The sequence below is a fragment of the Chitinophagaceae bacterium genome, assembly GCA_016713085.1.
GTDB lineage: Bacteria > Bacteroidota > Bacteroidia > Chitinophagales > Chitinophagaceae > Lacibacter.
Genome location: JADJPV010000001.1, coordinates 2,124,814 through 2,150,724, shown reverse-complemented (window position 1 = coordinate 2,150,724; position 25,911 = coordinate 2,124,814). Strand labels below are relative to the sequence as shown.

Annotated in this window: 25 protein-coding genes; 9 read left to right on the top strand and 16 right to left on the bottom strand. The window is 39.4% G+C overall.

Going from position 1 to position 25,911, the window contains the following annotated elements; genetic code table 11:
* Nucleotides 1-24: 24 nt before the first annotated feature.
* Nucleotides 25-663, bottom strand: a complete 639-nt coding sequence (locus tag IPK31_10430) for an MBL fold metallo-hydrolase (protein ID MBK8088318.1) — start codon at nucleotides 661-663, stop codon at nucleotides 25-27.
* 82 nt (nucleotides 664-745) lie between these two features.
* Here IPK31_10430 and IPK31_10425 point away from each other — a divergent pair, with 82 nt between their 5' ends.
* Entirely contained in the window at nucleotides 746-4,159 is a 3,414-nt protein-coding gene (locus tag IPK31_10425) for a hypothetical protein (protein ID MBK8088317.1), read from the top strand.
* Here IPK31_10425 and IPK31_10420 read toward each other — a convergent pair.
* The 6 genes from IPK31_10420 to IPK31_10395 are packed head-to-tail and all read right to left on the bottom strand — an operon-like array spanning nucleotide 4,156 to nucleotide 8,037.
* The gene (locus tag IPK31_10420) at nucleotides 4,156-4,806 is read right to left on the bottom strand and encodes a DUF1361 domain-containing protein (GenBank protein ID MBK8088316.1); all 651 of its coding nucleotides are present in this window, start codon (nucleotides 4,804-4,806) and stop codon (nucleotides 4,156-4,158) included. The genes IPK31_10425 and IPK31_10420 overlap by 4 nt on opposite strands.
* 3 nt (nucleotides 4,807-4,809) lie before the next feature.
* The gene (locus tag IPK31_10415; GenBank protein MBK8088315.1) at nucleotides 4,810-5,157 is read right to left on the bottom strand and encodes a diacylglycerol kinase family protein; all 348 of its coding nucleotides are present in this window, start codon (nucleotides 5,155-5,157) and stop codon (nucleotides 4,810-4,812) included.
* 12 nt (nucleotides 5,158-5,169) lie between these two features.
* A complete protein-coding gene (locus IPK31_10410; GenBank protein ID MBK8088314.1) occupies nucleotides 5,170-5,652 on the bottom strand; it encodes a hypothetical protein in 483 nt (160 codons plus the stop codon).
* A 19-nt stretch (nucleotides 5,653-5,671) separates the two neighbouring features.
* The gene (gene creD / locus IPK31_10405) at nucleotides 5,672-7,003 is read right to left on the bottom strand and encodes a cell envelope integrity protein CreD (protein MBK8088313.1); all 1,332 of its coding nucleotides are present in this window, start codon (nucleotides 7,001-7,003) and stop codon (nucleotides 5,672-5,674) included.
* A 51-nt stretch (nucleotides 7,004-7,054) separates the two neighbouring features.
* Nucleotides 7,055-7,357 carry a transcriptional regulator gene (locus IPK31_10400; GenBank protein ID MBK8088312.1) on the bottom strand — a complete coding sequence of 101 codons (303 nt, stop codon included), beginning with the start codon at nucleotides 7,355-7,357 and terminating at the stop codon, nucleotides 7,055-7,057.
* Nucleotides 7,358-7,371: 14 nt separating this feature from the next.
* Nucleotides 7,372-8,037 (bottom strand): hypothetical protein, encoded by a 666-nt coding sequence (locus IPK31_10395; GenBank protein ID MBK8088311.1) that lies wholly within the window; start codon nucleotides 8,035-8,037, stop codon nucleotides 7,372-7,374.
* A 170-nt stretch (nucleotides 8,038-8,207) separates the two neighbouring features.
* Between IPK31_10395 and IPK31_10390 the strand changes: the two genes are divergently transcribed.
* A complete protein-coding gene (locus IPK31_10390; GenBank protein MBK8088310.1) occupies nucleotides 8,208-10,706 on the top strand; it encodes a carboxypeptidase-like regulatory domain-containing protein in 2,499 nt (832 codons plus the stop codon).
* Nucleotides 10,707-10,711: 5 nt separating this feature from the next.
* Here IPK31_10390 and IPK31_10385 read toward each other — a convergent pair whose 3' ends face one another.
* Nucleotides 10,712-14,200, bottom strand: a complete 3,489-nt coding sequence (locus tag IPK31_10385) for a TraB/GumN family protein (protein ID MBK8088309.1) — start codon at nucleotides 14,198-14,200, stop codon at nucleotides 10,712-10,714.
* 64 nt (nucleotides 14,201-14,264) lie between these two features.
* Nucleotides 14,265-15,440, bottom strand: coding sequence for an aspartate aminotransferase family protein (locus tag IPK31_10380; protein ID MBK8088308.1), 1,176 nt, complete (start codon nucleotides 15,438-15,440; stop codon nucleotides 14,265-14,267).
* Nucleotides 15,441-15,613: 173 nt separating this feature from the next.
* On the opposite strand from IPK31_10380, the gene IPK31_10375 reads away from it, so the two are divergent.
* From IPK31_10375 to IPK31_10365, 3 genes are read left to right on the top strand one after another with little or no spacing between them, the layout of a single operon-like run.
* Complete coding sequence (locus IPK31_10375) at nucleotides 15,614-16,147, top strand: gamma carbonic anhydrase family protein (protein ID MBK8088307.1); 534 nt, start codon at nucleotides 15,614-15,616, stop codon at nucleotides 16,145-16,147.
* Nucleotides 16,148-16,195: 48 nt separating this feature from the next.
* Nucleotides 16,196-16,372: a hypothetical protein gene (locus tag IPK31_10370; GenBank protein ID MBK8088306.1), complete on the top strand. Its 177-nt coding sequence runs from the start codon at nucleotides 16,196-16,198 to the stop codon at nucleotides 16,370-16,372.
* Nucleotides 16,373-16,428: 56 nt separating this feature from the next.
* On the top strand, nucleotides 16,429-16,743 hold the full coding sequence (locus IPK31_10365) for a hypothetical protein (protein MBK8088305.1): 315 nt from the start codon (nucleotides 16,429-16,431) through the stop codon (nucleotides 16,741-16,743).
* Between the two features lie 3 nt (nucleotides 16,744-16,746).
* Here the strand turns inward: IPK31_10365 and rsgA are convergent, their stop codons facing one another.
* From rsgA to IPK31_10340, 5 genes are all read right to left on the bottom strand, one after another.
* Entirely contained in the window at nucleotides 16,747-17,688 is a 942-nt protein-coding gene (gene rsgA / locus IPK31_10360; protein ID MBK8088304.1) for a ribosome small subunit-dependent GTPase A, read from the bottom strand.
* Nucleotides 17,689-17,746: 58 nt separating this feature from the next.
* Nucleotides 17,747-18,727: a VWA domain-containing protein gene (locus IPK31_10355; protein MBK8088303.1), complete on the bottom strand. Its 981-nt coding sequence runs from the start codon at nucleotides 18,725-18,727 to the stop codon at nucleotides 17,747-17,749.
* 16 nt (nucleotides 18,728-18,743) lie between these two features.
* A complete protein-coding gene (locus IPK31_10350; GenBank protein MBK8088302.1) occupies nucleotides 18,744-19,637 on the bottom strand; it encodes a hypothetical protein in 894 nt (297 codons plus the stop codon).
* Entirely contained in the window at nucleotides 19,634-20,506 is an 873-nt protein-coding gene (locus IPK31_10345; GenBank protein ID MBK8088301.1) for a DUF58 domain-containing protein, read from the bottom strand. The genes IPK31_10350 and IPK31_10345 overlap by 4 nt, the downstream gene beginning before the upstream one ends.
* 112 nt (nucleotides 20,507-20,618) lie before the next feature.
* Entirely contained in the window at nucleotides 20,619-21,620 is a 1,002-nt protein-coding gene (locus IPK31_10340) for a MoxR family ATPase (GenBank protein ID MBK8088300.1), read from the bottom strand.
* A gap of 215 nt (nucleotides 21,621-21,835) precedes the next feature.
* On the opposite strand from IPK31_10340, the gene IPK31_10335 reads away from it, so the two are divergent.
* The 4 genes from IPK31_10335 (at nucleotide 21,836) to IPK31_10320 (ending at nucleotide 23,683) form a co-directional block, all read left to right on the top strand.
* Nucleotides 21,836-22,180, top strand: a complete 345-nt coding sequence (locus IPK31_10335; protein MBK8088299.1) for a hypothetical protein — start codon at nucleotides 21,836-21,838, stop codon at nucleotides 22,178-22,180.
* Nucleotides 22,181-22,843: a peptidylprolyl isomerase gene (locus IPK31_10330; protein MBK8088298.1), complete on the top strand. Its 663-nt coding sequence runs from the start codon at nucleotides 22,181-22,183 to the stop codon at nucleotides 22,841-22,843.
* A gap of 49 nt (nucleotides 22,844-22,892) precedes the next feature.
* The gene (gcvH, locus tag IPK31_10325) at nucleotides 22,893-23,270 is read left to right on the top strand and encodes a glycine cleavage system protein GcvH (protein MBK8088297.1); all 378 of its coding nucleotides are present in this window, start codon (nucleotides 22,893-22,895) and stop codon (nucleotides 23,268-23,270) included.
* A gap of 80 nt (nucleotides 23,271-23,350) precedes the next feature.
* Complete coding sequence (locus tag IPK31_10320) at nucleotides 23,351-23,683, top strand: VanZ family protein (GenBank protein ID MBK8088296.1); 333 nt, start codon at nucleotides 23,351-23,353, stop codon at nucleotides 23,681-23,683.
* Between the two features lie 463 nt (nucleotides 23,684-24,146).
* Here IPK31_10320 and IPK31_10315 read toward each other — a convergent pair whose 3' ends face one another.
* Together IPK31_10315 and prfA are read right to left on the bottom strand one after the other, a co-directional pair.
* Nucleotides 24,147-24,734, bottom strand: a complete 588-nt coding sequence (locus IPK31_10315; GenBank protein ID MBK8088295.1) for a DUF937 domain-containing protein — start codon at nucleotides 24,732-24,734, stop codon at nucleotides 24,147-24,149.
* A 91-nt stretch (nucleotides 24,735-24,825) separates the two neighbouring features.
* Nucleotides 24,826-25,890: a peptide chain release factor 1 gene (prfA, locus tag IPK31_10310; GenBank protein MBK8088294.1), complete on the bottom strand. Its 1,065-nt coding sequence runs from the start codon at nucleotides 25,888-25,890 to the stop codon at nucleotides 24,826-24,828.
* Nucleotides 25,891-25,911 lie beyond the last annotated feature (21 nt).

The window sequence follows — 25,911 nt, the reverse complement described above, 5'->3', positions numbered from 1 at the left end:
GCAGGAGTTCGCTGTTAATATTTTTTAACTCAGGAACGGGTTATGCTTTTTTTCATACCCAATCGTTGTAGCCGGTCCGTGGCCGCTGTAAACGATGGTTTCATCGGGTAAAATAAAAAGTTGGGTTTTGATGTTCTTAATAAGTGTTTCATGATTTCCGCCGGGCAAATCAGTTCGCCCGATACTTTGACGGAATAATACATCACCCCCAATTATAAAACCCTGCGCTTTGCAATAAAAACATATATGGCCGGGCGAATGACCGGGTGCAAATAAAATCTTCAGTCTGTCATCATCCAGTAAAATTTCCTCGCCTTCTTTAATATACTTCAGTTCTGCATTGTAATTATCGAAGGGCATATTCCACATCAACCCGCTTGCAGGGGCAAAATCCAGCACCTGTTTCTCTTTTTGATGGATATGAAGCAGCAGACCAAAGGTTTCATGAATCCATTTATTGCCAAAAACATGATCAAGGTGACAGTGTGTATTGAGCAACAATTGCAGTTCCAGATTGTTTTGTTGAAGAAATGAGCTCAGCATTTCCCGCTCTTCCTCAAAATAACATCCGGGATCTATAATGAGAGCCTTCCTTTTTTCGTTATACAGCAGATAAGTATTTTCCTGAATAGGGCTGAAGGTGAAAGCTTTAACAGTGAACATGACTTGAATTTTGTACTTTTAGTTAACGGTTAAACTCCGTTAACTTACAATAATATAACACGAAAATATGCGAATTCAACAGATGGGTTTTGTAAGACTTGCCGCAGCAGCATTATTTATTCTTTTCACCCTTTGCAATTCAGCCAATGCACAGGTTAATATGGTGGAGTACGGGAAAAACAGGGTGCAGTACACCAAGTTTAAATGGAGTTTTTACCAAAGCCCCAATTTCAATGTTCACTATACACAAAACGGGTTGGAGCTGGCCAAGTTTGCAACACAGGTTGCAGAAGAAGAACTGCCTTCACTCGAAGAATTTACTGAATTTGGTATACAGCGCCGTTTGAATATTGTTCTCTACAATAACTTCAATGATTTTAAACAATCGAATATTGGTATAGGGCTCGATTATCCCAATGCAGGTGGCTTAACCAAGCTGGTAAACAATAAAATGGTTGTTTATTATAATGGCGATCACAATGATCTGCGTCGCCAGATAAGGCAGGGTATCGCCAAAGTATTGGTTGAAACCATGCTGTTTGGTGATGACCTTGGTGAATTTGCCCAGAACCAGGCTTTACTCGATTTGCCAAAATGGATGGTAGATGGTTATATTGCTTATGCCGGTGAAAACTGGAGCACAAAACTTGACAATGAACTGAAAAGTGCAATGATCGGTTTCAGTTATAAAAGTTTTTACCAGTTTGCTTATGAGCAACCCGATCTGGCCGGGCATGCATTCTGGTATTATATTGAAGAAAAGTACCGGCGTGAAAATGTAACCTACATGTTATATCTCAGCCGTATTTATAAAAATATTAACCGGGCAACCAACACCATTGCCAAGAAAAAATTAAAAGATGTACTGAAAGATTTCATGGTGTATCAGCGTGATAAGTATTACAAAGACATTCGTGCAAGACGTAATGTACCAACCGGACGTTTAACTGTGCCGAAAGAAATCGGCAAGAATGATTACTTCCGTTTCCAGGCCAATCCCAATCCAAAAAGTTTTACTTACGCTGTTGTTGAATACAGGAAAGGACAAACAAGAGTGATCCTGAATGAAAACTTTATTTCAGAAAAAGTGCTATGGAAAAGTGGCGTTCGTAATCTCGAAGAAAAACCAAATCCTAACTATCCATTGCTGGCATGGGACCCTAAAGGAACACGTATTGCTATGGTTGTTTCAGAAAAAGGAAAAGTACTGCTGAGTGTTTATGATGCCTTCCGTCGCCTAAAAACAGTGAAGAATGTGGAGCTTCCCTTTGAACAGGTGAATGATATGCAGTACATGCTCGACCCCAATACAATAGTGATGAGTGCAGTAAAAGGCGGACAGAGCGATGTGTATGTTTATAAGATCGACAATCAAAAACTGGAGCAGATCACCAATGATGTGTATGACGATCTCGACGCAAGCTTTGTAGCTTTCCCCAATAAAACAGGAATCATTTTTTCCAGTAACCGTCCGTCGGCCAATGCAATAACCGGCGATACAGTTTTACCCCGCAACCGTTATAACGTTTTCCTGATTGATAACTGGAATAAATCAGAATTCAAACAGGTATCACAGCTAAGTAATATTAAATACGGAAATGCCCGTTATCCATCACAATACAATACCAATCACTTTACCTTCATCAGTGATGAAAATGGTATTGGTAACCGCTGGGCAGGTTTCTTCAGCACAAAAGCTGCCGGGCTTGATACAATTTATAAAATAGGTGATGAATTATTACGGAACCCCGAATACAAAGAATTGGATTCAACTTTAAAAGCATGGAATAAATCTGAACCTGATTCTTCTTACACATTCCGTGTAACAGACGACAGCTCCTATACATTCCCCTTAACAAATTACCAGAGCAGTGTACTGGAAACACGCATTGCAGGCGATAACGGACAGGTAACAGAAGTAAACCGCCAGGGTGAATTTAAGTTTCTGTATAAACTAAAAGTAGATGAAAACGGATTGCGTAAACGTAATGTAAATGCAAGACCAACTGAATATATTAAACGGAATACAAGGCTTGATAAAATTATTGGAGAAGATACACAGCAGCGTACCGATATACAGGACAGCATAAAATCAGAAACCAAACCAACAGATTTCTTTGAAACAGAGTTTAAACAGGATTCAACAAAGGTTGGTGAAAAACTGATGGGTGCAAAAGTGCAGACCCGTGATGATGTACTGAACCGCATGCGTGTATTTCCTTACAAGAAAAAATACTTTGTAGATAACCTTACAACGAATCTTGCTTCGAACAACGTTTTCATGATTAACCGTCTGCGTCCTTACACTGGCGCAAGCGGACCTGTTAACCTGAGCAATTCAAACTCTGTAAATGCAATGACAAGAGTTGCTGCTTTTGAATTTATGGAAGACTATAAATTCACCGGTGCATTCCGAATAAATTATGGTTTACAGGATAATGAAATTTATCTGCGTTTTGATAATTTAAGAAAACGCATTGATTGGGGTCTTGCTTATTACCGTTCGGCAGCCAGTGTTGGTTTTGAGAATGGATACAATGCTACAGAACTTGTACATATTTACCAGGCAAATGTTGCTTACCCTTTCAATGAAGTACAGAGTCTCCGTTTATCAGGAGGTGTTCGCCGTACTGTATTTAATATAAAGAGTGATGACCTTATCCCTGCTTCACTTGAGCAGGAAAGATTAGATGAAAATTATGCAATTGGAAGGCTTGAGTTTGTGCATGATAATACTATTAACCCTGTTACCAATATCTGGAATGGATTCAGGGCAAAGGGGTGGATTGAAGCCTATAATCGCCTTGGTGGAAATTACTCTCCCCCCGGAAGATCTGCGGGTGGCGACTTTACTTTCAACTTTGGTTTTGACGCAAGACATTACTTGAAAATCTACCGCAACTTTATCTGGGCTGTTAGAGGTGCTGCTGATGTTTCGTGGGGTAATAATAAATTTATCTATTACTTAGGCGGTACTGACGGATGGCTCATGCTTGGGCAAAATACTAAAACCCGTAATGGTGTTACAAAAGAACGTTATTTCAATACAAGTAACCGCCCCGCAGTTGACCAGAGCTATGTATATGAATCACTGGCTGTAAACATGCGTGGTTATTTACAGAATTCTGCCAACGGTAATAATACTGTGGTTATTAACAGTGAACTCCGTTTGCCGCCTTTTACAACGTTTTTCAACAGACCAATTAACAATGCATTCTTAAGAAACTTCCAGCTTGTACAGTTCTTTGATTTTGGTACAGCATGGAACGGAAAATACAGCAAGATCGGACGCCCTGAAATAACTTACAGCGAGCCGGGAAGTCCGCTTACTGTGGTTATAAAAGCTCCTGGTATTGGTCCTTTCTTAGGTAGTTATGGCTTTGGTGCAAGAAGTACCTTGCTGGGTTATTTTGTACGCTTTGATGCTGGCTGGCCCATGAGCGGCTTCTTTAATGAAAAACCAATCATGCATGTTTCATTAGGACTTGATTTTTAAATTTGATGATACTCTTTTACAGATGCCTGCTCACCGAAATGAGCAGGCATTTTTTTGAGTGTTTCATAGATCAGCAACAACAGCACAGCAAATAAAACAGTTACTGCCCATGTCCTTGGGTATTCCCATGGCTGTACAAACCGCACAGCAATATCTTTTGCGAGTTCAAATGGTTGTGTAATAATGTTCCAGCTGTTGTAGCGTTCAAAACGGCCGAGATAAATTCCAAAGCCGCATAGAAAAAAGCAAAAGGCAGATATTAGTTTCACCTTCCCTGCAGAAATAATCTTCAAAAGTTTGTCTTCAATATTCTTTAATGAAAGCAATCCCATCAGAATGCCATTCCATGCAGCTGTAAACAGAAGTACAAGATCAAAATACATTGGGATGCCTTCTCTCTGTTCAAGATGAAACAGATCGGTTATGAGATAAGGTGAATTGGGAAAGAATAAAAGCCACATACAAAAAAGAGTTCCGTTTTTGAAATTCAGTTTTGCATCTTTCAATAAGCTGCTGAACAGTAAGGGCAGCCATGCTAAAAATAAATTCCAGGGAATAAAAAAGAACAGGAGGCTTCCTGTATAAAATACACGGAAGATGAAAAGCAGAATTGTAAATGAAACAGAGTATAAAAGAATTCGCTTCATGAATTAAAATTTATCAATGAGTTTAGGTAAAAAAATCAGCAGCCCTGCAACAGCACTTGCAAGACTGACAAGAAGCACGGCTGCTGCTGAAATGTCTTTGATCTTCTTAATGGAAGGATGTTCTTCTGCAGTTACATGATTGCAAAGCTGCTCAATGGATGTATTGATCAGTTCCATTCCAAACACAGCACCAATACACAGAATAACATTACACCATTCAACGGTTTCTATTTGCAGCCAGAAACCTGTTGTAATAACTATTACAGCTGCCGCTATATGAAAACGCAGATTCGCTTCGCTTCTAATTGCTGACAAGAGCCCCTGCAGTGCATATTGAAATGATTTCATCATAATGTAGTTGTTTTATTTGGACGTGCTGTTAATTTGCTCCTGTACCACATTTAAAGGCTGTTCCATGATAGAGAACCACTCCATATTTTGCAAATCTGCTGCAAGTTTTCCTCTCCTGTAAGCTGTTTTAAAAGAGTTGTAATACTCCGGCATTGTTATTATACCATAGATTACTGTTGTCAATACAGGAAAAGAAATACGCCCATTGGCCAGCATAAAAAACTGCAGACAAACTTCTCCTTCATCAGTAAACGGATACTTAAGCACTACATGCTTGATATCATGTTTTTCATAATAAGGAAGCAGGTGCAGGCTATTTTCATTCAACGTTTGCCACAATTCATTTCCTACAGTTTCGTAAGGAAGTGCACTTAATTGTTCCATACTGTAAGGAAATGCTTTTTTCTTCCGGATAATTTTAAGTACCGGCAGGGCAATTGAATGAGTTAATAAAACCAGCATCCTGCTTCTTAATGTTTTCAACAACTGAATCATACTTATTCTTTGGTTTATGTTATTCTGTTACTGTTTTTCCTGAACCATACCAATCAATCTTCCGTGAATAATACATCACAATTGCCAGCAGCACAAACAGTCCAATACTTCCAAACAGCAGTGCTCCATCCTGTAACTGAATAAGGATATAAATAAACCCATACAATGCAGTAAGGAAAACAAAGAAGGCTGATGCTATTCCCCAATTACGGAAGATGCTTTGTGTATACACTGTAATCAATCCGATTGTAGCAGCGGATGCAATGAGATAAGCCAAATTAAAATCAATGTATTCAGAAACAGAAAGCAATAAAGTATAGAATATGCACAGGGCCAGTCCCACCAAAACATATTGTAATGGATGTACACTTCTTTTCTTCAGTAATTCTATAAAAAAGTATAAACAGAAGGTAAGGGCAATAAACAACACTGCATATTTTACAGCCCGCATGGTTTTACTGTATGAATCAACTCCCTGTAAGAGCTGAACACCAAATGCACTTTCATTAACTTCCGGTTTTCCCTCATTCCATATCTGCGGAATATCTCTTGTAAAATGAAGAATTGTCCAGTTTGCTTTAAATCCTTTTTCGTCTACATTCGATTGAACCGGTAAAAACTTTCCGTCAAATGCCGGGTCTTTCCATTCTGACTGCAATTGAACTTTTGTTTGTTTTCCAAGCGGTGTAAAATATAAACGCTCAGACCCGTTTAGCTTTAACTGAAGTTGAAACGATTGTCCGGCATCTTTCAGCGCTGCACCATTTTTGAGTAACGCACTTACACCTGAAGAAACAATTGTATTGGTAGGAATACCCGGATCCATAGCAGTTGCCGAATCATTCCAGTTTAACTGCAGCTGTTCGGCAATACCTCTGTTGTCAGTTAAACCAAAACAGATCCGCACTTCATTCCATTGAACTGAAGCAGGGTCAATACCAAGCGCAGATAAATTAACAGGTAGAAATTTTCCTTTGATTGTAAGATCAGATTTATACAATACAATTTTAAAAATACTGCGGTGTCTGATTTCGGGCAGCAGTTTTCCATCAACATTCAACTCCTCAGGCAGATAATGAATAAGACGTTTGATCAACACGATTTTTCCTTTATCATCTTTCTGTGCTTCATTATAAGGAATCAGCAGAAAAGGACCTGTAACTGTTTGTGCCGAAGCCCATTTTGAGCTTACCTCTGCAATTACTTCTTTTTGCCGGTCCTGTCTTTCACGAACAAGTTCATGAATAAAGGCCGTAGGTATCAGCAATATGAGAATTAAAAATCCCACCATCACTGATTTAATTAAAATACCATAGCGTTGCCAGAATGTTTGTGTTTGTTGTGCTTCCATTTTTATTTATTTTAAAAGTACTTTGAATTACAAAGTTTAAAGACAAAAAAATTATTTCCCTACCTGTTTAATCATTTGCTCCAATGCGTCAATGTGCAGGCGAAATGCTTTTTCACCGGCTTTTGTAACACCATATGTTGTATTGGTTTTCCTTCCCACAAATCCTTTATTTACTTTAACGAATCCATTTTCTTCCAGTGCCTTGAGATGTGATGCAAGGTTGCCATCCGTGACCTGGATTAATTCTTTCAGCTCATTAAAGCTCACTTCATCATTTACCATCAACGCACTCATGATGCCAAGCCGCACACGGCTATCGAATACTTTTTGTAACTGTTCAATAGGATTCTTCATTACACAAATTCAGTTCACAGTGATTTTCTTTCGTATTTATTCCACATCACAATTCCGTAAATAATATGCAGTACACCAAAACCAGCTGCCCAAAAATAAAGACCATAACCCGGGAACCAGCAATTGACCAATCCAAGTATGATCAGGGCATAACCTAAATACCTGATTTCTCCCAATGTATACTTTGCACCATTAACCAACGCAATTCCATAAAAAATTAAACAGCCAGGAGCAATTAAACCAAATACACCCGCCTCAATTAATTTCAATAAAAAAATTCCGCCTGCTATCATTGGCAAAGCAACATTCCACATCAACCGTTTCGCCATTACACCCCATACTGGGATACCCTGTTTTGAACTGCGGATATAAGTAAACAGAAATGCCAGCACTAATGCGGCGGCTAATGTTAGTCCTGCAATTAGGAACAACCGGTTTCCCATAAAAGACCTGAGCATATCAATTCCAACAGTATCATAAGGGTTGTTTAATTCGCTCATACTTCTGATACCAGTTCCTTTCCCTCTGTCTATTACAGGCTTTGCAAACCATGCTCCAACCAATGCACAGGAACCTGCAGCAATTCCACTGAGTCCACTTAGGCTGATAAACCGGCTGCTGCGGTCCATCATTTTTTTGATATCGGCTAATGTTTCGAGTGATTGATTTTGGCTGTTCATAAAAGCACTTTGAAATACAAAGTAAACACATAATTTCTTTACTTTCCAAATTGTATTGCTCTTTTTTAACAGAAACTTGTAAAATGAATGAGCATAGTCATCAAACAAAACCTGCCTCTCACCGCTGGATTTCCTAATTTTAAACTTTGATTATAAGTATTACCAACCGAATGAAGTTCGTCTTTGTATTTTTTTTCCTGTTATTCTCTGTAACCGTCACTTTTGCACAAACAAAAGTGATCAGTGGCATTATCAAAGATTCGCATTCTGATGAGGCCATTCCTTTCGCTTCTGTAGTACTGAAAAAATCAGGTTTTGGAAAACTGAGTGATTCTGCCGGAGGTTTTACTTTTCATTTACCCGATTACAGACACGGTGATTCACTGCTGGTAACTTATGTTGGTTATAAATCGCTTTCTCTGGCAATTCCTGCCTTTACAGGTGACAGTCTTTTTCTGCTTATTAATATGGAACGTGGCGGTGATGGAAAAGAAGTTGTGGTGAAATCAAAATACAGCAGGGGCTGGATTCTCTGGCGGAAAGTGGTGAAACAGAAGCCTTTTAACGATCGCTACCGCTTTGAAAACTTTGGTTATGAACTTTATAATAAGTTAGAAGTTGATTTGAATAAACTCAATAAAGAAAAATTCAAAAATATCCGTCCTCTCCGCCCCTTTGGTTTTATCATTGACCAAACCATTGACAGCACCAGTGAAGAAAAACCTTTTCTTCCTGTATTCCTGACCGAAACAATTTCTGATTATTATTTCCAGAAAGATCCGCTTAAAAGAAGGGAAGAAATAAAAGCCAGCCGTACATCCGGTTTAAAAAACGAAAGTGTGCAGAAGCTGTTGGGTGGTATGGATCAGAACATTAATGTGTACAATAATTATATCCCCATTTTTGATAAACGTTTCATCAGCCCCATCAGTGATAACGGCGATGCTTTTTACAGTTACCGCTTAATCGATACACAGTATGTTGCAGGTAAACGTTTCTTTCATTTAGTGTTTACACCTAAACGCAAAGGCGAAAATACATTTGAAGCTGATTGCTGGGTGCATGATACGACCTTCGCCATTCAGAAAATGAACCTGCGCTTATCAAAAGAAGCCAACGTAAATTATGTTGATAAGCTGAGCATTGTGCAGGAGTATAAACTCATTAATGACAGTACCTGGTTTATTTCAAAGGATAAATTCATTATTGATGTATCAGCTATTGGGAAACAAAAGTTTGGAGTTACTGGTCGCAAAACAACAACTTACGAAGATGTGCTGGTAAACTCAGGCATTGTATGGGAAACACTCCGAAAAAATAAAAAACTCGAAGAAACTGTTTTAATGCCCGGCTCAACTGAACAACCGGAAGCATACTGGACAGAATCGAGGCATGAAGAATTAGAAAAGAATGAGAAGGCCATTTACAATATGATTGATACTTTACAGAGCATGCCTTTGTTTAAACGCTACAGTGATATTGTAAGTTTTTTAGGAACAGGTTATAAAGCATTTGGAAGCTTTGAATACGGACCATGGTTTAATGTAATGAGTGCAAATGTTATTGAAGGTTTCAGAACAAGACTTGATATTGGCACCAGTACAAACTTCAGCAAAACATGGTGGCTGCGTGGTTATCTTGCTTATGGTTTTAAAGATCAGAAGTTTAAGGGTCGTGCAGAAATCACACATCTTTTCCGAAAAAACCCACGCACCAGACTGTATGTATCTTATGCCAACGATTATGATAACGGACAGGTTTACTATGATGAAGTAGGAACGGATAACATCTTTGCACTGGCGGTGCGTAAAAAACAGGTGCCCAGCAAATTCATGAAAGTAGAACAGACACGTATCGAATTTTCGAAAGAAACCCATAGTGGGTTTACATTTGAAGTGTCGGCCACCAGGAAGAAATTCGATCCCGTTCGTTCACTACCTGATAACAGTATTTATAAAAGCGGCGTTGGTGATTCTTTGAATAATGCAGAAATAGGATTCCGTATCCGCTTTGCTTATTTGGAACGTTTCCTTGAAGGAACTTTTTTAAGAAGCAGTTTGGGAAGCCCTTATCCAATAGGAGAAATAAAATACTCAAGAGGCTTTCCGGGTTTTTTAAAAAGCAATTATCAGTATCATAAATTGAGCTTCTCGGTGCATGATTATTTTAAAGTTGCCAACTACGGTGAGATTTATTACAACATTTATGGTGGAAAGATCTTTGGCACACTTCCTTTTCCTTTACTTGAAATTCATCCGGGTAATGAAATGTATTACTACAACAAATATGCTTACAGCCTCATGAATCGTTTTGAGTTTTTGAGTGATGAATATGCAGGAATAAATATTGAACATAATTTCGGAAACGGGGTATTTCGCTTACTGGCCCCCACAAGAAAATTAAAATTCCGCCAGTTCTGGACGGCCAAAACTTTATGGGGCGGTTTAAGTAATGCAAACAAATCATTCAACCAGGTAGGAACTGTTTTTGATAATGGTCACCAGTTTCAATCGCTCAATGGAAAAACCTATATGGAACTGGGTACCGGTGTTGATAATATTTTACGGGTGCTGCGAATTGATTTTGTATGGCGATTATTACCGTTACCAATGCCAACAGAAAAATACAGGCGCTTTGGGATTTTCGGAAGCTTCCGGATACAGTTTTAATTCCTTTATTCTTCCTCAACACTTTCCTTTATATATGCTTCAAACTGTTCATTCACTTTTTTCATATCAAATTCTTCTTCCCAGTAAATACCACCAACATCTTTCCCCTTTTTCATGTGAATAATTTTTGAATCCATTTCATATCCGCCTGAAATTCCGAGATACCAGCTTCCTTCCACTTTAACCTTGAAGAGATGAAAACGTTTTTGCTCCTTGTCATACTCACTTACCTTCTCCCTGATGTACACAATCTCTTCCACTTCATACTCATCACTGGCCATATTATACACATCCGATTCAGCAATTGATTTTTGTGTACTGTATTTTGAGGGGAAGAAAGCAGTAAGCCCATTTTCCTCCAGCCTGTAATAAAACGAAAAACGATACTCTTTATCAGCTGCCTGAAATTCAATGATTTCTTTTGGTACTGTCTGCTTATTCAACAGCAAATCTGTGATTATGATCCTGTTCAGGATCTTCTGTTTCAGAAGAACTATTTTTTGCAGCAGTTTATTCCCTTCAGCACTATTTAAGCGGCCAAGAAGGTGCAGGCTTTCATCATAACTATATACATCAGTTTCCGGATCAGCCTTCAGCTTTTCAATGATAGACTCACAGGTAAGAAGAAGATTTTTTTCAAACGGTTTTATAGAGGCGATAGTAATATAACTGCTGTCGAGCAATTGATTGGCAAGGTCTGCTGTAAAATCAGCAAACAACGAATCACTGCTCAAACCCATCAGTTCCGGAAACAGTATTTTGGTAAGCTGCAATGAATCTGAAATAACAGATTGAAGCGGATACATATATTCCACTAAAGGAGGTTCAGCAAGTATCAGCTCTTTTAATACAGTATAGCTTTCCTTTGTTTTTGTTAATGCCAGCAACCTCAGCATTGCCAGTTTTTGCGCTTCATTATCAAGAGTTGGAGAAAAATATTTTTTCTTAACAAAACTTACTACGGAAGAATCGTTCAGATCAGCAATAATATCTGCTATGGTATTGTAAATACCCTCATGCTTTTCTGTTTCGTTATCATACTGTTTCAGCAACGCTTCTTTCAGAAAGGGAAGATCTTCCTTACCAAAATTTATCTTATCAATCTGTTCTGCAGCAACTGCAAACCTGGCAGAATCACCTGAGGAAAGATCAAGTAAGAGCTCTTTTGTTTTCTTTTTAAAAATGGTAATGCCTGTGGGAGCTGTTAATACTCTTATTTCATCAAAATACTTATTTACTTCAGGCAGATCAATGAATTTCGGTTGAAGCAAAGCAAACGCAATGTACATCGTATCGTTATGTAGAACCAACCGCATACGGCGGAGATTCTGATTGCCTTTCAATCTCACTATTACATCCTGCGATTTATCGTTCCCGTTCATAGTATATCGTTTGCTTAAAACAGAATCGGTTGTTCCAATCTGCGTATACATAGCATCATAAAATGCGGCGCTGTCAGTTTCGGCGTGGTAATAATCAACGTAACTTACTTTGGTTAACTCAAAAGAAACAGCTGAAAGCGAATCATAAGAAACATAACTGTATAAACCGGTTTCATTCCCATCTTCATCTTTCTTCATACTAATTTTTACTGGTGCAGGCGTAAAACCTGAAAAATGTCCATCAGGAGATTGTTGTGTACTCCAGTTTGCTTTTTTATAATCAATTAACTGAAATGAATTGAAAAACACTTTGATTGCATCATTGATTTCTCCATCCTTTTCAGTTACAGCCAGCAACAGGTATGAACGGTTACCCCTGTTAATGGTTAATGATCTGCACATGGCTTTTTCTTTACCCTTCTCCATCATAAAATCATACTGCATCACAGGGAACTCACCAAGGTTGAAATATTTTTCTGCTTTCAGTTCCTTCAGTATTGTTTTCCAGCCCTGCCTCTGTGTATCAAAATAATTGGAATCACCGTTAAGATAATAACCGGGCCCTGTACTTTTTATTTTCATCATAAAGTACACGTTGCTTTTGGTATCAAAAGAAGAATAGGTTTTAGAGATCCATCCTTCTTCAACCGCCTCATTCGGCATTAGCTCAGGTGTAGTTGGCAATAAAATACTGAACCCTGATTCTTCATTAGAAAAAGTTTTCATGCCATCTGAAATCAGCAGGGCTTTATCACTTACGGAAAAGGAAGAAAAGAAGCGTGCAGCCATTTCTCCTTTCAGCATTTCTTTTTTAGTTTCATGACCCATTACAGTCATGAACGCATAGTTTCCTTTTATAAATCCACGTACACGCAGAAAGCCTTCTTTTTCAACCAGAACTTCCAAACCGGTTTGTCCATCCTCACTAATTTTCTTACGCTCAATAATTTTACTTCCTTTTGTAAACCCCTGCAGCATTTCTTCTATAAGCTTTTCTTTATTTGTGCCCTGCCGCATATTAGGCACCGCAGCTGTGATATAGTATGTTGCGGTGGGAATATCAATACACATTTCCATTTTCACTACATTTCCGCTAATAAACATTGTAGCCGATTTGGAAGGAAATGAAACATGATACAGGCTGTCAGTTGGTATAAATGATTGCCACTTCATTTTCCCTTCCTCAACTTTATAATCATCAGGTGAAATTTTTGCTGATGAAAAAACCGGCTCTACATGAAATCCTTTTTGTAGTAAGAGTTTTATTACACCTGAATCGCCGGGCAGATGAGCAGCGCCTATTGCAAAAAAATGTGTTCTGAACCTGAGCAGGCTGTCCATCCTGTGAGCCATCTTAATATTCCGCTTAATCAGCCATTCATCTTTTTTACTTTCAGTGCTATGATTAAAAAAATCATCAAGGGCCTGCAAATCCTGCGACAGGTATAAATCAATCAGGTAATTAAGTCCCCCCTGCATTATTTTTTTGTCGATCAGTAAATCCTCAAAGGAAAAATCGGCTTCATCCTTTTCAATTAAGCTCAGCTGATCGTTCAGGTCTTCTATACCACCAGTCCATTTTCCCATTTGCCTTGCGATATTATACAGCCATGCGTCCATAACCGTATTCATATCATCAGACTTCTTCATATCCTTCATCCATTCATTCCTGGCGAGGTAAGCCTGCCGTTTTGTTAAACGGTCGGCTTTAAAGCCATACTTTTTTTCCAGTTTCTTTTCTATCCGGTCGTAGCTTTCCTTATCAACAGCATCTTTCAATAAAGCGCTTTTATCTTCTTTTGTAAAAGATTGTATCAGTTGAGTTGACAACTCATCGGGGTTAATTTCAATGGCGAAGCCTTCTGTTTGTTCAATGGCTTTATACAGGGAATCGCCGAAATAAAACAGGCGCTTATCAGTTAAATGGATAGTACCGTACAAATAGGATGGTTTGCTCAAACCATTTCCAGAAATACGCCACAGTAAGGTTGAAGGGTACTTATTTTTAACAACCGACGTTTGAGCGGATGAGAATTGAGTACAGCTAATATACAGGAAGAGAAGAATAAAAGAACGGATGTTGCATAGAGATACAGTGGTACTTTTTTTCATGCGATTATGTTAGGCTTCCATAAAAATAAAAGGAAAACAGATATAAAATGAGAATCTGATACAGTTAATCCAAACAGGCAAGAATTACGGCACATGCCTTCCTTATCTCCTCATCTGTAATAGTTAGCGGCGGAGCTATCCGCATACATTTCGGTGCAAATAAAAACCAATCGGTCAGTACCCCTTGTGCAATACAGGCATCAATGATCTTTTTGTTCGTTTCAAAGCTGTCGAACTCAACTGCAATCATTAACCCTCTTGAACGAACGGCAATAATTTTCGGATGATGTAATAAAGTGCGGAATAAAATTTCTTTTTCAAATACAGTTTCAACTAATTTCTCTTCAAACAAAACTTTCATTGCAGCCATACCTGCAGCACAACTGACCGGATGTCCACCAAAAGTGGTGATGTGTCCAAGTACAGGATTCTCTGTCAGCTTCCACATCAATTCTTTATCTGCAATAAATGCACCCACTGGCATTCCTCCGCCAAGGGCTTTCCCCAACAGTAAAATATCTGGCACAATGCTAAACTGTTCAAAAGCCCAGAGTGATCCGTTCCGTCCGAATCCACATTGAATTTCATCCAATATCAGTAAAGCACCTGTTTCAGTACAACGGTTACGTATAGCAATGATCCATTCTTTCAAAGGTGCATTCACTCCTGCTTCAGCCTGTATGGTTTCAGCAATAACGCAGGCTGTATTTGAAGTAATGAGTTGCAGGTCTTCCAATGAATTGTACCCGGCGTGGTAAACTCCCGGCAATAAGGGTCGAAATGCATTTCGCCAGTATTCATCACCCATTACGCTTAAAGCTCCCTGCGAACTTCCATGATAACTGTTGTTGAAGGCAACAATCTCTGTACGACCTGTTACTCTCTTGGCTAGCTTCATGGCTCCTTCTGTTGCTTCCGATCCTGAGTTGGTGAAGTAAACAGCATTCAGGGATGAAGGAAGATAATCGGTGAGGAGTTTGGCATACTGCACCTGTGGACTCTGTACGAACTCACCATACACCAGCAGGTGCATATACTGATCAACCTGGGCTTTGATTGCTTTCACCACCTTTGGATGTCTGTGCCCCACATTACAAACGCTGATTCCTGCAATCAGGTCGAGGTATTCTTTCCCTTCAGCATCCCACAATCGGCAACCTTCTGCTTTTACAATTTCCAAAGCAAGCGGTTTTGGCGAAGTTTGTGCAACATGTTTTAAAAAGAGTTCCCGTTGATTCATGCGAGGCAAATGTCGTTAAATTACCGTGAGGTTTAAACGCCTTCCTCACCATAAAATCTGTCTTTCACGGTTATTTTAAAAAAACTTCATTTAAATCTGTAAAAAAGCCTTTAACAATTATGAACACTCAAAAAACTTAACGAACTTTACCTGCTATCAAACCCACATTCCGTATGCCCATCATTCTCCCGGTAGAAGGCGTTTTTCCTCAATTTGGTGACGATTGTTTTATCGCTCCCAATGCAACTATTGTAGGAGATGTAATAATGGGCGATCATTGCAGCGTATGGTTCAATGCGGTTGTAAGGGGCGATGTAAACAGTATCCGTTTGGGAAACAAAGTGAATGTGCAGGATGGAGCAGTGCTTCATGCAACATACCAGAAAACGAAAACAATCGTTGGTAATAATGTAAGCATCGGTCATAATGCAATAGTACACGGATGCACCCTTCATGATGATGTGCTGATAGGAATGGGAGCCATTGTAATGGATAATGCAGTAATCAACAGCAATTCAATTGTTGCTGCAGGTGCAGTGGTTTTAGAAGGAACAATTGTGGAAGCGGGCAGTATCTATGCAGGTGTTCCGGCCAAAAAAGTAAAAGACATCAGCCAGGAACTGATTCATGGTGAAATTAACCGGATTGCTGAGAATTATATCAAATATTCGGGCTGGTTTAAAGATGTTTTAACTGAAAAAGACTAATCTGGTATAAACATTGTCCTATATCCAAAAGAATAAACTAAAAACAACATGAAACAATTAATTAAAGCAGCACTTGTACTCTTTTTGGTGTCCTTTATGATGAGTAGTTGCAACGTGTTTAAACGTACACCTAAGGAAGGCTGTCCAACCAATGGAAAGAATGTGGGAGCTGAAAAGCTTTTGAGTGGTGAAAAAGTAAAAAGAGCAAAAAAATTTAATAGCTAAATAAAGAAAATAACAGGATACTAACCCTGTATCAATAACACCAAAAAAATACCACTATGAATCCCACATTACGCAACCATGTTGGATATAGCGAGGCGATCCTTGATGACGACGCCAGCTACGAAAAATTTCATCGCTGGGCCGATTTACTGGCAGACAAACTGAAAATCTCCTTCACCAAGAAGCTGGATGATTTCGAGGCTTTGTACTGGGACTTTCTTTACAAAGGAACTGCCCTTACTCTCACATTTAATATTTTCAACGGAATTTCTGTTTTTCCTTCGCTGGAAGAAAAAAGTGAACATTTTGAAAATGCAGCCATTGCCGAATTAGTGGATGCGTTGAAAGATGCTGATCCATCAGAAGTCTGATGATTAATATTTCTTTTCCTCTATCGTGGCCAGTATGCCGCAATAACTGATGAACCGCAACGGATGAATGGTTTCATTTGCAACTGCCGATTTGATGGCGCAGCTAGGCTCTTCCAGGTGCAGGCAATTATTAAACTGGCAATCGTTGATCAATACTCTCATTTCAGGAAAATAATGCGATAGTTCCTGCTTACTGATATCCACTACACCAAATTCTTTTACACCCGGTGTGTCGATGATCTTACCGCCATCCCGATAACTATCGGGAGGCAGATCGTACATTTCCGCAAAAGTTGTAGTGTGCATCCCTTTTCCGCTCCAGCCGCTAACCTCTTCTGTGCGTAAGTCAAGATTGGGCATAATTGCATTAATAAAGGTTGATTTGCCAACTCCTGAATGACCGCTGACTAATGTGATCTTATCCTTCAGCATTTCTTTTACCGCATCAACACCTTCATTTTTTTCCATAGACATAAGGAACACTTTATAACCAACCGCTTCATACATATCCTTCCACTCTTCATACATATCCATTTCCTTCTTGCGGTAAACATCCGACTTGTTGAAAACGATTACACTGGGAATATGATATGCTTCTGATGCAATAACAAAACGATCAATAAAACCCTGAGAGGTTCTGGGTTCTTTCATGGTGGCAAAAAGCATGCTTTGATCGAGGTTGGCAGCAACAATATGATGTTGATATTTTTGATGGGGCGATTTACGGTTGATGTAATTCCTTCGCTCATAAATTTCAATGATCATGGCGGTTTGCTCCAGCTCGTTTTCCATTTCCACTTCTACAATGTCGCCTACAGCAATGGGGTTGGTAGATGTAATGCCGTCGATCTTAAATTTTCCTTTAATTCTTGCACGCACAAAATCGCCTTTTTCTGTTTTTGCAACATACCAGTTACCTGTTGATTTATAAATGAGTGCCTGCATTGATTGCAAAGAAAAGGAATAGATTGCCACGTAGGCACAGAAAGGAGGAAAACATCTGTTATGGAAACTTTCGAAACATCTTATACCGTAACCAAACTTCAATCAACAGTAATACAGCAGCTGCTATCGCCAGCAGATAAAATTCTTCAGCATAACGGGCAAAGCTGCTGGTTTCGATTTTTGACTTTTCAAGCTTGTCAATTTCAGTATAAATATTCGACAGGCTTTCATTGTCTTTAGCCCGGAAATAGCTGCCACCTGTTTCTCTTGCAATTTCAGTAAGCAACCTTTCATCAATATTCACTTTTTCCATGCTCCTCACTATTCCGGCGCTTGTTTGCTGCGGCATGCTGGCAAAACCTTCGGTACCCATCCCAATAGTATACACTTTAATATTGTAAGCTTTTGCTATTTCCTTGGCGGTATTGGGTGGTATCATGCCACCATTATTTTCGCCATCTGTTAAAAGGATAATGATCTTGCTTTTTGATTTGCTTTTTTTCAATCGTTCCACACTTGTTGCCAAACCTGAACCGATTGCTGTACCATCCTGTAAAATTCCACTGCGCACTGCATAGATTTGGCTTTTTAATGCAGCATGATCAGTAGTTATAGGACATTGTGTAAACGGTTCGCCTGAAAAAATTACCAGGCCAATCCGGTCTGTTTTTCTTGCATCCACAAAATCAGCAGCCACTTGTTTCATGGCCTCCATCCTGTTGGGGCTAAAATCTTCTGCCAGCATACTGCCGCTTACATCCATGCAAAGAACAATATCAATTCCTTCGCCTTCCACCCGTTCCTCATTGCTTCTTGTTTGAGGTCTGGCAATGGCAACAATCAATAATGCCAATGAAAGCAGGCGCAGAACAAAGGGCAAATGGCGCATAACATTCAATGAACTGCTTTGCTTTCTGTAAATACCTAAAGAAGAAACGGTAACTGATGAGGAAGATTTTTTTTCACGCAGGATGTACCAAACAATCAGTATGGGCAATAATAATAACAGCCATAACAGAATAGGATATGCAAAGACGATATGTTGATACCATTCATTAATCATTTGGCTTCCTTTCTATATCCAGTTTTTTAATTACTGTTTCTGTTCCAGCCAGTGCATTCATCCAGTCATCTTTTGGTGCGGTGAATTTTGCAAACTTAACAGCATCAGCAAGCCGGAGTGTTTGAGTAATGGAAAGGAATTGTTCAGTCAGCAAATGCGGTTTTAAGTCCATCATCAACTCATCTGTTGTAACACGGGAAAATGGCTGACGAAGGATTCGCTCAAAATATCGTTTTACAGCCTGCGATAATTCAGAAAAATTTTGTTTCTGTTCCAATTGCTCGTTCCAGCTCTGCTGTTTCAGTTTTTCAATTGTTCTGATAAAATCTTCCAGCGGGGAATAGTTGGAGTCTTCATCAGCAATAACAATTTTCTTTTTCTTCCATCTTCTGAATAAAATAATCAGCAGCAGTAAACTGAGCAATGCAGCTGCAGCAACAGCATAACCAATCCGTTTTTCACCGGCATTCACTTCAATGATCGGCTTCACATCATTCAATACCTGGCTGCCAGTTGTATCATATTCAATTAAGATTTCTTTCGAAGGGAACTTTAACAGCACAGCCTTATCATTCACATTGGATGGAACAACAACTTCAATATTATCAATGGACCATAAGCCACTGTCAAAACTGGTAATGGTTATTACACGCTTTAAAATATCTGAAGTATCAAAGCTTACATACTCGAAGTGAGGGATGCTGTCTGGGAATTTCCATTGCACACCGGCATTGCGGTCAATTGCTTTCAGTTCAAGTGTGATCTTAAAAGGTTCACCAATGAATATTTTCTCTTTATCGGAAGTAATAACCGGGGTGATCTGGGCAAATGAAAACAATCCCATCAGCATACATCCAACCGATATAACAAATACTCTTCTGATCATCTGCTCCTGTTAATAAAAAATTTCTGTAACACTTTTACATAGTCATCCCCTGCACGCATATGAAGCAGATCGGCACCGGCTTTCCGGAACACATCCTTTACATAATCATTATGCTTGTGAAAATCTTTTTCGTAGTCAAATCGTATCTGTGCATTCGATGTATCAATCCACCGTTGCTCACCTGTTTCAGCATCAGCCACCTGCAATAACCCTGCATCAGGCAGTTTCATATCTAACTGATCATAAATTTTAATGCCGATCACATCATGTTTTTTAGAAGCCACACGTAAAGCATCTTCATACCCGGCACCTAAAAAATCACTGATCAAAAAACAAATACTTCTTCGGGGGCAAACATTATTAAACATCCTGAAAGCATCATGATAATTTGTTTGCTTTGACTTTGCATCATTGCTGAGCATCTCTCGTACAATATATAATGTATGCTGCTTTGCTTTTTTAGGTGCAATAAATTTCTGCACTTTATCGCCAAACAAAATAGCGCCAACCTTATCATTATTGTTTACTGCTGAGAAAGCAAGCACTGCGGCAATTTCAGTCACTAAATCTTTTTTTCGTTGCAGATGAGTACCAAAGCTGATGCTGGCACTGTTATCAATCAGTAAAAACAAACTCAACTCCCGTTCTTCTTCAAAAACCTTACTGTAAGGATGTGCATACCGTGCACTCACATTCCAGTCGATAAAACGTATATCATCGCCCGGCTGGTATTCTCTTACCTCCTTATAACTCATACCCTGCCCTTTGAACGCCGAATGATATTCACCGGTGAACATATGGTTGGTAAGCCGCTTGCTTTTAATTTCAAGCGCCCTTACTTTTTTTAATATTTCTTCTGTAGTTAACATACCCTCCAAACCTCCCTGAAGGGAGGCTTTACTATTGAATGTTTATGATCTGATGAATGTATTTTTTGCATTTGAGTGATATTGTACATTCCCTCTTTAGGGGTTAGAGGGCTTAAGGAACCTTCACCGTATTCAGCACCTGTTTAATAATTTCTTCCACAGAAATATTTTCAGCTTCTGCTTCATAGGTAAGCCCAATACGATGACGTAAAACATCGGCTGCAATCATCCGCACATCTTCAGGTAATACATACCCTCTTTTGTTAATGAAGGCAACTGATTTTGATGCCAGCGCCATATTGATTGATGCTCTTGGTGAGCCGCCATAAGCAAGCAAGGGTTTCAAATTACTCAAACCAACCTGCTCAGGTTTACGGGTAGCAAAAACAAGATCAAGAATATAGTTCTCGATTTTTTCATCCATATAAATGGTGCGTGCCAGATCTCTTGCATCCATTACTTCACGCATGGATACAACAGGATTAATGGTTGGCGTTGCTATTTGTTGTGTATTCTGCCGAATAATCATCAGCTCTTCTTCTTTCTTTGGATAATCAATTACCACCTTCAGCATAAAACGATCCTGCTGTGCTTCCGGCAAAGGATAGGTTCCTTCCTGCTCTAATGGATTTTGAGTAGCAAGAACAAGAAAAGGTTCTTCCAGTTTATATGTGTGTTCACCAATGGTTACCTGGCGTTCCTGCATTGATTCAAGCAAGGCACTCTGCACTTTTGCCGGGGCACGGTTGATTTCATCGGCCAAAACAAAATTGGCGAAGATGGGACCACGCCTTACGAAAAACTCGTTTTTTTGCTGATTATAAATCATGGTGCCGATTACATCGGCAGGCAACATATCGGGAGTAAACTGAATACGGCTGAATTTGGCATTAACTGCCTGTGACAGTGTTTTTATAGCAAGTGTTTTTGCAAGACCGGGCACACCCTCCAGCAAAATATGTCCATTGCCCAGGAGGCCAATCAACAAACGGTCAATCATGTGCTGCTGTCCAACGATCACTTTTCCAACTTCTGTACGCAACCTGTCTAAAAAAGAACCGGCATATTGAATTTTCTCATTCAGGATTTTGATGTCTTCTGCGGTTTTTAACATGTAATCTTGGTTTAGGTTGTGAAAATACAATCCCCCGTTCAACAGGGAAAATCAATTTATAAACGTTATTGTCAGGATTTCATTTCCTCCTTTGCAAAAATGCGGCCGAACTTGGGAAAAAGTCGTAAGCCCGTAGTAGTTAGTAGTGAGTCTGTTCACCAAAGGCTATTGACTTGCGGCTATCGGCTATTCACTAACTGTTATCTTTGCGCCCTATGGATGCAGCAAATGATTTATTTGTACGGTGGATGAACCTTGAGCAGAAGCTGGTTGAGCGTTTTGGTAAGAAACCCGATCTGGAGGCTGTGCTGTTCCTGATCGGAATTCAGGAATATGGACAATTACGTGAAAAATATACGAAGGAACAAAAGCAGGACCTGATGCATGTAGCTGTCTGTTCTTTGCTTAGCCAAAGCGGTTATTTTGAGTTTGATCAGTTTGATGCTGATGGATGGCCTCATTTCAAACAACTCAAAGCAATGCCCGCACTTGAAATGAAAGAGCAGGAAGATTTTATTAAAGATCATGTTTTGCTTTACTTTGAACAAAAAGGACTTTAAATGAAGAGGTTCATATTATTTCTTGGTTTGATCTGCCTGTTTACATCAGCCGAAGCAAAAAAAAGAAAAGTAAAAATTGTTACCGGCAAGGGAACAATTGTGGTTTTGCTCAGTGATAAAACGCCCAAACACAGGGACAATTTTATTAAACTGGTGAAACAGAAATTCTACGACAGTATTATTTTTCACCGGGTGATTAAAGATTTCATGATCCAGGCAGGTGATCCTGATACCCGGAAACCTGAACCAGGAAAACGATATGGAAGTGGCGGGTTGAAGTATACGATTCCCGCTGAATTTGATACATCGCTTTTTCACAAACGTGGTGTTTTAGCAGCTGCAAGAGATAATAACCCCGAGAAGGCCAGCAGCAGTTGCCAGTTCTATATTGTACAGGGAAAGAAACATACAGACAGCTCATTGAATGAGGTGGAAATAAAACGCCTGGGTGGAAGAAAAATTCCGCTCAACCACCGTGAAGTATATAAGACCATTGGCGGTAGCCCGCATCTCGATCAGAATTATACCATCTTCGGCATAGTGATTAAAGGAATGGATGTGGTGGATAAAATTGCGAACGGAACAAGAGATCAGTACAACCGGCCAAAAGAAGATGTCCGTATCATCAAAATGCGGTTGAAGAAGAAATTTATATTTTTCTGATTCATAGAAAACAGTCAATTTAGCAGCGCTCAAAACAAACTAAAATATCATGAATTTTCCCGAAAATCTCCGCTACACAAAAGACCACGAATGGATCAGCTTAGAAGGCAATATTGCAACAATTGGTATTACTGATTTTGCTCAGCGGGAGTTGGGTGATATTGTGTATGTGGATATCAACACAGTTGGTAAGGCATTGAATGCCGAAGAAATTTTCGGAACGGTGGAAGCAGTAAAAACGGTGAGCGATTTGTTTTTACCCGTTGCTGGAACTGTTACAGAAATCAACGCTGCATTGAACGATAAACCCGAAGCGGTGAACAGTGATCCATATGGTGAAGGCTGGATGGTAAAAGTTACAGTGAACAATCCTGCAGATGTAGAAGCTTTACTTACAGCTGCCGCCTATTCAGCATTGGTAGCATAATGAAAGAAAAGGTTCAACAATATTTAAGAACGAAGTGGCCGGCCATTCTTTGGTCGGTCATTGTTTTTATATTACTTGCAATGCCGTCTATTAAGCTGCCAACTGAAAATAAGATTGAGTTAACGCATATTGATAAAGTCATTCATTTCATTCTTTTTTTTACGCTGGTTGCTTTGTGGGGTTACTACCTGCAAACAAAAAAAAGGTCTAAAACAAAATTTCTTCTTGCCCTGTTTGCAGTAACTCTTATTTCAACCTTTTATGGTATTTTAATGGAGTATGTTCAACTATGGACCGGGCGTGATTTTGACGTTTGGGATATGGTTGCAGATGGAATGGGGGCAGTTGTCGGCTGGCTCCTGTTTGCCATAAAGATAAACCCCGGTAGAAACCGGGGTCGAAACCAAAACTAACTGCTTATGAGAAAAAAATTATAATCTGAATTTGTAGTACAAAGCTCGTCTATTCTTTCATTTTAAAACGTAACACAATTGTTAATATTTGTGCAAACGTTCCCTACTTCTTACGCAATCGTTCCCGAAGCTTTTAAAAGAGGGTCTCCCGAAGAATCGGGAGACCGTAACCAAAACTAACTGCTTATGAGAAAATTTGACTGCTTTAAAGAACTTGTACTATTGAGACGCTAAACGCTCTGAATAGTTTACTGCCTTGTTGTTAAAAATTTCTAAAAGCCTTCTGCCTCTTTTCAAACAACTGCACATACTAACATTTCCAAAACCATGCCAACAGCAAAATGGGGTTGCTAAAGATTACGCACTGCACCTAAATGACAGTTATCTGTTTTATTACTGCAAAAAAATCCCGATCTGTACAGATCGGGAAATAAACTACTTATAAGAGATATTAGCCAATTCATCATCGTCCAAACAATCCTTTTACAAGATCCATCATTCCACCTTCGCCGCTTTGCTGCTGTTGTGATGCACCTCCTTTTACCATATTAATTACATCATTCAAATCAGTATCTCCATCACCGTCCCTATCCAATCCCCCACCCTGTGTTACTTTTCCTAACAATCCCTGCAGATCCAATCCACCTGTTTTCCCACCTGTAAGCGAACTGAAAATACTCTGTAAATCAAAACTGTTATCGTTTGGATTATTTGTTTTAGAGATCAGATTTTGTAAAACACCCGGCAACAGGTTGCTTACAATGCTTCCGGCCTGACCCTGGTTTAAACCAAACTTGTCCATCAATGAGCTGATTGCATTGCCTGATAATTGATTAGCCATTGGATTATTTTGCAAATCGCCTCCCTGGCCACCTAATAATTTCAGCACATCCTTAAACTGGCCACCAGCCAGGGCATTTTGTAATCCACCGGCCACACTATTGGTTACATCTGCAACCGCCTCTTCATTTCGCTCATTTGGAATATCGGGATTATTGATGATGGCAGCACCTGCCTGTTCTTTAACAAGGTTAAATAATTGTTCCAGCATAAAATCGGTTTTGGTTAAAAAAATTGAACTCTTAAGGTAGTTGAAAAAATTCTCAAATGCGTTGCATCAGTGTAAATTTTTCATCAACAATTTAATTTTGTTGAGAAAGTTTTTCCGTGTTTTCAGCAAACTGCAATGCATCAATCAACTCATCAATTTCACCATTGAGTACAGCATCTAAATTATAAAGAGTAAGTCCGATACGATGATCAGTAACCCTTCCCTGCGGATAATTATAGGTTCTGATCTTGGCGCTCCGGTCACCGGTGCTTACCAGGCTTTTCCGTTGACGGGCAATTTCTTCCTCATGTTTCCGCACCTGTTCCTCGTACAAACGTGTACGAAGTATTTGCATGGCTTTTTCACGGTTGCCCAACTGTGTACGTTCTGTTTGACAAATCACAACAACACCTGTTGGTATATGCGTAAGCATCACTTTCGTTTCAACCTTGTTTACATTTTGTCCGCCTGCACCACCGCTTCGTGATGTTTCCATTTTTACATCGCTTTCTCTCAACTCAAAATCTACTTCCTCTGCTTCAGGCATTACTGCAACTGTTGCAGCACTGGTATGTACCCGGCCACTTGTTTCAGTTGCAGGTACACGCTGTACACGATGTACACCGCTTTCAAATTTCAAAGTGCCGTACACGTCATCACCAGTTACTTCAAGCTGAACTTCTTTGTAACCTCCAACTGTTCCTTCACTTTCACTAACTAAGGTTGTTTTCCACCCTCTTCGCTCACAATATCTTGTATACATGCGAAGCAAATCGCCGGCAAACAAACTGGCTTCATCGCCACCCGTTCCTGCCCTGATCTCCAGAATTGCATTCTTGTCATCCTGTGGGTCTTTCGGGATCAATAACTGACGGATTTGTTTTTCCAACTGTTCCTTCTTTTCCTCTAATGAAGGCAGTTCTTCTTTGGCCATTTCACGCAACTCTGCATCATTGCCATTCAATGCTTCTCTGTAACTGGTTACGTCATCCAATACTTCCAAATATTCTTTTCTTGCAAGCACAATCTTTTCTACACTCCGGTATTCTTTACTCAAAGCAGAAAATTTCTGATTGTTACTTACAATCTCAGGATTGGTGAGTGCCACACCAATTTCAGCAAATCTTGCTTTTATTGCGTCTAACTTATCTAACATTTATGCCTCCAACTCCCTAAA

What these genes read in the sequence shown, in the direction of transcription:
- IPK31_10330 (MBK8088298.1), top strand. Translation starts at nt 22,181, where the DNA reads ATGAAGAGGTTCATATTATTTCTTGGTTTGATCTGCCTGTTTACATCA.
- IPK31_10390 (MBK8088310.1), top strand. Translation starts at nt 8,208, where the DNA reads ATGAAGTTCGTCTTTGTATTTTTTTTCCTGTTATTCTCTGTAACCGTC.
- IPK31_10350 (MBK8088302.1), bottom strand. Translation starts at nt 19,637, where the DNA reads ATGATCAGAAGAGTATTTGTTATATCGGTTGGATGTATGCTGATGGGA.
- IPK31_10430 (MBK8088318.1), bottom strand. Translation starts at nt 663, where the DNA reads ATGTTCACTGTTAAAGCTTTCACCTTCAGCCCTATTCAGGAAAATACT.
- IPK31_10340 (MBK8088300.1), bottom strand. Translation starts at nt 21,620, where the DNA reads ATGTTAAAAACCGCAGAAGACATCAAAATCCTGAATGAGAAAATTCAA.
- prfA (MBK8088294.1), bottom strand. Translation starts at nt 25,890, where the DNA reads ATGTTAGATAAGTTAGACGCAATAAAAGCAAGATTTGCTGAAATTGGT.
- IPK31_10365 (MBK8088305.1), top strand. Translation starts at nt 16,429, where the DNA reads ATGAATCCCACATTACGCAACCATGTTGGATATAGCGAGGCGATCCTT.
- IPK31_10395 (MBK8088311.1), bottom strand. Translation starts at nt 8,037, where the DNA reads ATGAACAGCCAAAATCAATCACTCGAAACATTAGCCGATATCAAAAAA.
- creD (MBK8088313.1), bottom strand. Translation starts at nt 7,003, where the DNA reads ATGGAAGCACAACAAACACAAACATTCTGGCAACGCTATGGTATTTTA.
- IPK31_10385 (MBK8088309.1), bottom strand. Translation starts at nt 14,200, where the DNA reads ATGAAAAAAAGTACCACTGTATCTCTATGCAACATCCGTTCTTTTATT.
- IPK31_10420 (MBK8088316.1), bottom strand. Translation starts at nt 4,806, where the DNA reads ATGAAGCGAATTCTTTTATACTCTGTTTCATTTACAATTCTGCTTTTC.
- IPK31_10380 (MBK8088308.1), bottom strand. Translation starts at nt 15,440, where the DNA reads ATGAATCAACGGGAACTCTTTTTAAAACATGTTGCACAAACTTCGCCA.
- IPK31_10425 (MBK8088317.1), top strand. Translation starts at nt 746, where the DNA reads ATGGGTTTTGTAAGACTTGCCGCAGCAGCATTATTTATTCTTTTCACC.
- rsgA (MBK8088304.1), bottom strand. Translation starts at nt 17,688, where the DNA reads ATGCAGGCACTCATTTATAAATCAACAGGTAACTGGTATGTTGCAAAA.
- IPK31_10410 (MBK8088314.1), bottom strand. Translation starts at nt 5,652, where the DNA reads ATGATTCAGTTGTTGAAAACATTAAGAAGCAGGATGCTGGTTTTATTA.
- IPK31_10400 (MBK8088312.1), bottom strand. Translation starts at nt 7,357, where the DNA reads ATGAAGAATCCTATTGAACAGTTACAAAAAGTATTCGATAGCCGTGTG.
- IPK31_10370 (MBK8088306.1), top strand. Translation starts at nt 16,196, where the DNA reads ATGAAACAATTAATTAAAGCAGCACTTGTACTCTTTTTGGTGTCCTTT.
- IPK31_10375 (MBK8088307.1), top strand. Translation starts at nt 15,614, where the DNA reads ATGCCCATCATTCTCCCGGTAGAAGGCGTTTTTCCTCAATTTGGTGAC.
- IPK31_10315 (MBK8088295.1), bottom strand. Translation starts at nt 24,734, where the DNA reads ATGCTGGAACAATTATTTAACCTTGTTAAAGAACAGGCAGGTGCTGCC.
- IPK31_10345 (MBK8088301.1), bottom strand. Translation starts at nt 20,506, where the DNA reads ATGTTAACTACAGAAGAAATATTAAAAAAAGTAAGGGCGCTTGAAATT.
- IPK31_10320 (MBK8088296.1), top strand. Translation starts at nt 23,351, where the DNA reads ATGCCGTCTATTAAGCTGCCAACTGAAAATAAGATTGAGTTAACGCAT.
- gcvH (MBK8088297.1), top strand. Translation starts at nt 22,893, where the DNA reads ATGAATTTTCCCGAAAATCTCCGCTACACAAAAGACCACGAATGGATC.
- IPK31_10415 (MBK8088315.1), bottom strand. Translation starts at nt 5,157, where the DNA reads ATGATGAAATCATTTCAATATGCACTGCAGGGGCTCTTGTCAGCAATT.
- IPK31_10335 (MBK8088299.1), top strand. Translation starts at nt 21,836, where the DNA reads ATGGATGCAGCAAATGATTTATTTGTACGGTGGATGAACCTTGAGCAG.